The 5,574-nt window shown below is 78.9% G+C and carries 3 protein-coding genes; 1 reads left to right on the plus strand and 2 read right to left on the minus strand.

What is annotated here, in order from left to right; translation table 11 throughout:
* Positions 1-50: 50 nt before the first annotated feature.
* Both ACRYR7_RS23880 and ACRYR7_RS23885 read right to left on the minus strand, forming a co-directional pair.
* Complete coding sequence (locus tag ACRYR7_RS23880) at positions 51-1,025, minus strand: glycosyltransferase family 2 protein (protein WP_432574758.1); 975 nt, start codon at positions 1,023-1,025, stop codon at positions 51-53.
* A gap of 101 nt (positions 1,026-1,126) precedes the next feature.
* Positions 1,127-3,841, minus strand: coding sequence for an alpha/beta fold hydrolase (locus ACRYR7_RS23885; protein WP_432574760.1), 2,715 nt, complete (start codon positions 3,839-3,841; stop codon positions 1,127-1,129).
* 213 nt (positions 3,842-4,054) lie between these two features.
* Here ACRYR7_RS23885 and ACRYR7_RS23890 point away from each other — a divergent pair.
* A partial coding sequence (locus ACRYR7_RS23890) for a glycosyltransferase family 2 protein (RefSeq protein WP_432574762.1) occupies positions 4,055-5,574 on the plus strand: 1,520 nt, incomplete at its 3' end.

The raw sequence follows: 5,574 nt of genomic DNA on the forward strand, positions 1-5,574 counted from the left end.
CGGGACCGCGGTGCGGTCCCGGGCCCCGTCCGCGCCTCGGGCGGTGCGCCTCAGGCGGTGCGCACGGCGGCGCTCTCCACGGCCTCCACGGCCGCGACGTCCACCGCCACGACGGGGGCGGCGTGCGCGGCGGCGACCCGGACCGGGCCGGCCTCGCTCACGTCCACCGCGCCGACGTCCACGGCGCTGACGTCGACCGCGGTGGGCGTGGTCTGCGCGGTCTGCGTGGTGGACGCGGCCGGCGCGGGGGCCTGGCGCGGCAGGGCCACCGGCGCCGGGGCGGGCACCCGGGCCGCCGGGCGCACCCGCTCGACGACGAGGGCGCGCAGCACCCGCACGCCGTCTCGGAAGGTGTTGAGGTTGCTCTCGCCGTGCAGGCGGGGGTGCTCGAAGCTGGGCACCTCGCGGATGCTCAGGCGCGCCTTGGCGATGCGGGTGTTGATGAGGGTCTCGATCTCGAAACCGTCGCCCCAGCGGCGCTCGTCGACCCGCTCCCCGGCCGCGTCGAGCTCCAGCACGGGCAGGCAGGAGGCCCAGAACGCGTTGTAGCCGTAGCACAGGTCCGTGTACCGGGTGCGGAACAGGGTGTTGGCCAGGCGGTTCAGGAAACCGTTGCCGGCCCGGCGCAGCAGGGTGATGTCGTCGCTGCCGCCGCCGTTGAGGAACCTGCTGCCCTTGGCGAAGTGCGCGCCGGCGGTCAGGGCCTCGACGAACCGCGGGATCTCGCGGGGGTCGGCGGAACCGTCGGCGTCCAGCATGACGACCACGTCGCCGGTCACCGCGGCGAAACCGCACGCCAGGGCGTTGCCCTTGCCGCGGCGGTTCTGCAGGACGACGCGGACGTCCGGCCGCAACCGGCGGGCGGCCTCCACCGTGCCGTCCACGCTGCGGCCGTCCACGACGATGACCTCGTGGACCTCCGGCAGCAGGGCGAAGACGTGCGGGAGGTTCTTGGCCTCGTTGTAGGTGGGGACCACGACGCTGACGCGCGGTCCCGCCGTGCTCTCGCGATCGGTCTCGTCCATCGGGGCTCCATGGTGGGACGGTTCGGGGCGGTGCCCGGCCAGGTTTCCACGGCCGCTCGGGCCAGGACCCTGCACGAGCTGGCAGTCGCCTGCCGGGTGCATCAGCGCCGCACGGCGCGCAGTTCGCGCAGCACCGCGGCGGCGAGCTCGGTGGCGCGGGGTTCGCGCAGCACGGAGTTGTGGTCGCAGTCGATGTCCAGGAACTCGTGCGGTCCGGTGAGCAGCTCCTCCCAGGGCTCGCGCCCGTCGGGGTTGTCCCGCAGCTGCACGCACACGGTGCGGCCGGCGTAGGGGCGGACGCGGTGCCTGCGGGCGACGACCTGGCCGTGATCGTGGAGCACCTGCGACTGGTGCTCGCCGAAGGGCACCAGCCCGGCGAACGGCACGCGCAGGCGCTGGGGCACCAGGTGCAGCGGCGGCAGCCCGTCGGGCAGCAGGCGGTGGACGCCCGTGCGCAGCAGGCGCAGCCCGGCGCCCAGCGGGCCGGAGGGGCCGCCCGGCGCACCGCCGTCGGCGGCGCCGTCCGCGGCGGCGGCCGCGGCGGCGGCCGGGTCCGGGCGGCGGGTGCGCGGCAGGTAGGTGTCCACGAGCACCACGGAGGCCACCTCCTCACCCGCGTCGGCGAGCAGCTGGGCGACCTCCAGGGCGATGAGCCCGCCCATGGAGTGCCCCACCAGCACGTACGGCCCGCGCGGCTGCACCAGGCGCAGGTCGCGCAGGTGCCGCAGCGCCGCCGCCCGCACGCTGCGGTCCGGCAGCGCCCTGCTCTCGGCGCCGCGGGCGTGGAACGCCACGACGGGGCGGTCGTCCACGTGCGCGGCCAGCGGCTTGAAGGACATCGCCAGGGCCCCGGCGCCGGCGAAGCAGAACAGCGCCGGCGCTGCGGTGCCCGAGCGCAGCGCCACCGCGGTGGGGTGGCGCGGCAGCGCCCCGGCGCCGGCCTCGACGCGCCGGGCGAACTCGCGCAGGGTGGGTGCGGCCAGCAGGTCGCCGGCCCGCAGGGCGACGCCGAACCCGTCCTCGACGCGGGCGAGCATCTCCTCCACCGTCAGGGAGTCCGCGCCCAGCTGCTGGAAGTCGTCGTCGGCGCCCACCGGGACGGGGCCGGACAGGCCCAGCAGCTCCGCCCAGGTGCGCGCCAGCGCCACCTCGGTGGCACCGGCGGGCGGCTCGGCGGGCGCGCGCGGCGGGACGGGCGGCAGCTGCGCGCGGTCGACCTTGCCGCGCTCGTTGCGCGGCAGGGCGCTCACCGGCACGACGTCGGCGGGGACCATGTACTCCGGCAGCCGGGCGCGCAGCCGGCGCCGCAGCGCGGCCGGGGACTCCGTGGGGCTGCCGGGTTCGGGGGCGACGTAGGCCACGAGGCGGTGGGTGCCGCCGGCCTGGACCGCCACGACCACCGCCTCGGCCACCGCGGGCGAGGCGAGCACCGCGCCCTCGACCTCGGTGAGGTGCACGAAGTACCCGCGGACCTTCACCGCCCCGTCCACGCGGCCCAGCAGGTGCAGGTCCCCGGCGGCGTCGAAGCGGCCCAGGTCGCCCATGCGGTAGGTGCGCCGGCCGTCGGGCTCCTCGGTGAACCGCTCGGCGGTGCGCTCGGGGTCGCCGAGGTAGCCCGCGGCCAGGTGCGCGGCCGTGACGAACACCTCGCCGGGTTCGCCGGGCGCCACGGGGGTCCCGTCGGGGGCCAGCACGCGCACCTCCTTGCCGTCCTCGGGGACCCCGGCGGGCACGGGCCCCTCGGGGACCGGCCCGCCGCACACCACGCGGAAACCGGACAGCGGCCCGGTCTCCGAGGACCCGGGCCAGTTCCAGAAGTCCGTGCCCGGGCGCACGTGGGCGGCCAGCTGCTCCACGTCGCGGCCGAACACCGCCTCCCCGGCCGTGGCCACCAGCCGCAGCGAGGTCAGCAGCCGGCCCGGCGGCAGCGTGGCCAGCACCGAGCGCAGCAGGTGCGGGGTGGCGCACAGCACCGTCAGCCCCTGCGCGTCGACGACCTCGGCGACCGCCCGGGCGCCGTGGCGGCGGGGGTCGAACGACCACGCGCAGGCGCCGTTGAGCAGCGCCGTGGACAGCACCACGGCCCCGGCCGCGAACGAGGGGGGCAGCACCAGGGCGACGCGGTCCCCGGTGCCGACGGCGAACCGGTCGCGGGCGGTGGCGGCGCCGCTGAGCAGCTGGTCGTGGGTCATCAGCACGCCCTTGGGGCGCCCGGTCGAACCGGAGGTGAACACCACGAACAGCGGGTCCCCGCCGCGGCCGGGCTCGGGCAGCGGCTCGCCGTCGCGGCGCAGGCCCTCTTCGAGAAGCTCCCCCGTGCCGGCGACGTCGGAGGCCGAACCCATCAGCTCCTGCGCGAGGGCCAGGCCGGGGACCTCGCTCACGCACGCTCCCAGGCCGGCGAGCTGCGCGATCTCGCGCAGCCGGGCCACCGGCAGCTGGGCGTCCAGGGGGACGGCGGGCCGGCCGGTGCGCGCCACCGCCAGCAGCGCGGTGAGGCTGTCGGCCCCGGCGCCCACGAGCACGCCGACGGGGGCGTCCGCGCGCAGGCCCGGCCGGGCCTGCAGGCCGCGGGCCACCGCCTCGAGCTGCGTCAGGGCCTGCCCGTACGTCAGCGTCCCGGCGGCGGTGCCGATCGCGGGGGCGTCGGGGGTCAGCGCGGCGAGCTGGGCGAAGCGCTCGGTGAACGACCGGGGCCAGGGCGCCTGCGCGCCGCCCGCCACCGCCGGCGCCGCGGGCCCCCGCGGGTCCGGGCCCGGCGACGGCGCGGGGACCGCCGTCGTCGCGACCGGGGTGGTGCTGTCCAGGTTCACCATGGCGCCAGGGTGCCCGACGCAACGGTCCCGGGGAACGCACGAACGGCACGGCGGCCGGGTTCCCGCCGTGCACGGCAGTTCCCGGACCGGCGCTGGCAGTTCCCCGCCCGGAACGCGCGCGGGGCGCCACCGCGGCGCACGGGTCGCCCACGATCGCCGTCGGGGCCGCCGCTCGAGGCGGGGTCCCGGCCGCCCGTGAGGAGACGGACACCCGTGACGAACCCGCCGAACACCACCTCCCGGACGACGTCCGCACCCCCGGTGCGCCCGCCGGCCACCGGGAGCGCGCCGCACCTGGTGCTCGAGGCGGCGTGCCGCTCCGGGCGGCAGGAGGAGGTCACCACCGCCGTGCTGGAGGCGGTCCGCGACGCTCTGGCGGGCGCGGACCCCGGCGCCCCGACCCACGGCGGCGCCTACGTGCTGGTGCGCGTGGACGGCACCCCGTTCACCGCGGTGACGGTGCGCCTGCCGCTGTCGCCGGTGGAGGTCGCCGAGGCCGTGGCGGCCTCGGAGCCCTACCGCGCCGCGCCCGCCGCCCGCGCCCGGCGGGCGGCGCACCGCGCCTCGACGCGCCCGCGCCTGCCCTCGGCGACGGTCGTGGTGCCCACGGTCGTGGCCCGCGTGGCCGAGCTGCGCCGGTGCCTGGACAGCCTGGCGCTGCTGGACCACCCCGACGCCGAGGTCGTCGTGGTCGACAACCGCCCGCGGCGCCCGGCCGACGACCCGCTGGAGGAGGTGCTGCGCGGCAGGGCGCGCGTGCGCTCGGTGCACGAGCCGGTGCCGGGCATCTCCGCCGCCCGCAACACCGGGCTGCGCGAGGCGCGCGGGGAGGTGGTCGCCTTCACCGACGACGACGTGCGCGTGGACCCCGGCTGGCTCAGCGCGATCGCGCGCCGCTTCGCCGAGCACCCCGAGGAGGACGCGGTCACCGGGCTGGTGCTGCCGGCGGAGCTGGCCACCCCCGCGCAGCAGCTCTACGAGGAGCACTACGGCGGTTTCGGCGGGCCGCGCACGTTCACCCCGGTCTCGCTGCACCCCGCGCGCGACCGCGCCGGGCGGGCCCGGCGCGGCCTGGTCGACGTGCGCTCCGACTCCGGCGAGCGCGTGCGCACGATCGCCGTCTACGGCGTGGGCGCCTACGGGGCCGGGGCCAACGTGGCGTTCCGCACCGCGCCGCTGCGCGCCCGCGGGGGTTTCGACGTGGCCCTGGGCACGGGCACGCCCGCGCGCGGCGGGGAGGACCTGGCGGCGTTCGTGCGCGTCCTCAGCGACGGCGGCGTGCTGGGGTACGAGCCGGCCGCTGTGGTCCACCACACCCACCGCCGCGAGGTCGCCGAGCTGGAGCGGCAGCTGGTGGGCAACGGCACCGGGTTCACCGCGATGCTCACCTCCCTGGTGGTGCGCGACCCCGGGCACCTGCTGACGTTCACCGCGCTGGCCCCGGGCGCCGGGTGGGCGATGGCCCGCCAGACCGCGCGGCGGCTGCGCCGGCGACCGGAGGAGGGGCCCCCCGCGGCCGGCGCGCAGGGCCCGGCGGACCGCCGGCTGGTGGCGCTGGAGCTGGCGGGCATGGCGGCCGGGCCGTTCGCGTACCTGCGCAGCCGGGCGGCCGCCGCCCGCAGCGGCGCCGGGGGGGGGGGGGGGGGGGGGGGGGGGGGGGGGGGGGGGGGGGGGGGGGGGGGGGGGGGGGGGGGGGGGGGGGGGGGGGGGGGGGGGGGGGGGGGGGGGGGGGG

The sequence above is a fragment of the Kineococcus gurbantunggutensis genome, from assembly GCF_050871925.1.
GTDB lineage: Bacteria > Actinomycetota > Actinomycetes > Actinomycetales > Kineococcaceae > Kineococcus.

Bases quoted from the DNA above. Each gene is read 5' to 3' on its own strand.
- ACRYR7_RS23880 (WP_432574758.1), bottom strand. From the start codon at position 1,025: ATGGACGAGACCGATCGCGAGAGCACGGCGGGACCGCGCGTCAGCGTC.
- ACRYR7_RS23885 (WP_432574760.1), bottom strand. From the start codon at position 3,841: ATGGTGAACCTGGACAGCACCACCCCGGTCGCGACGACGGCGGTCCCC.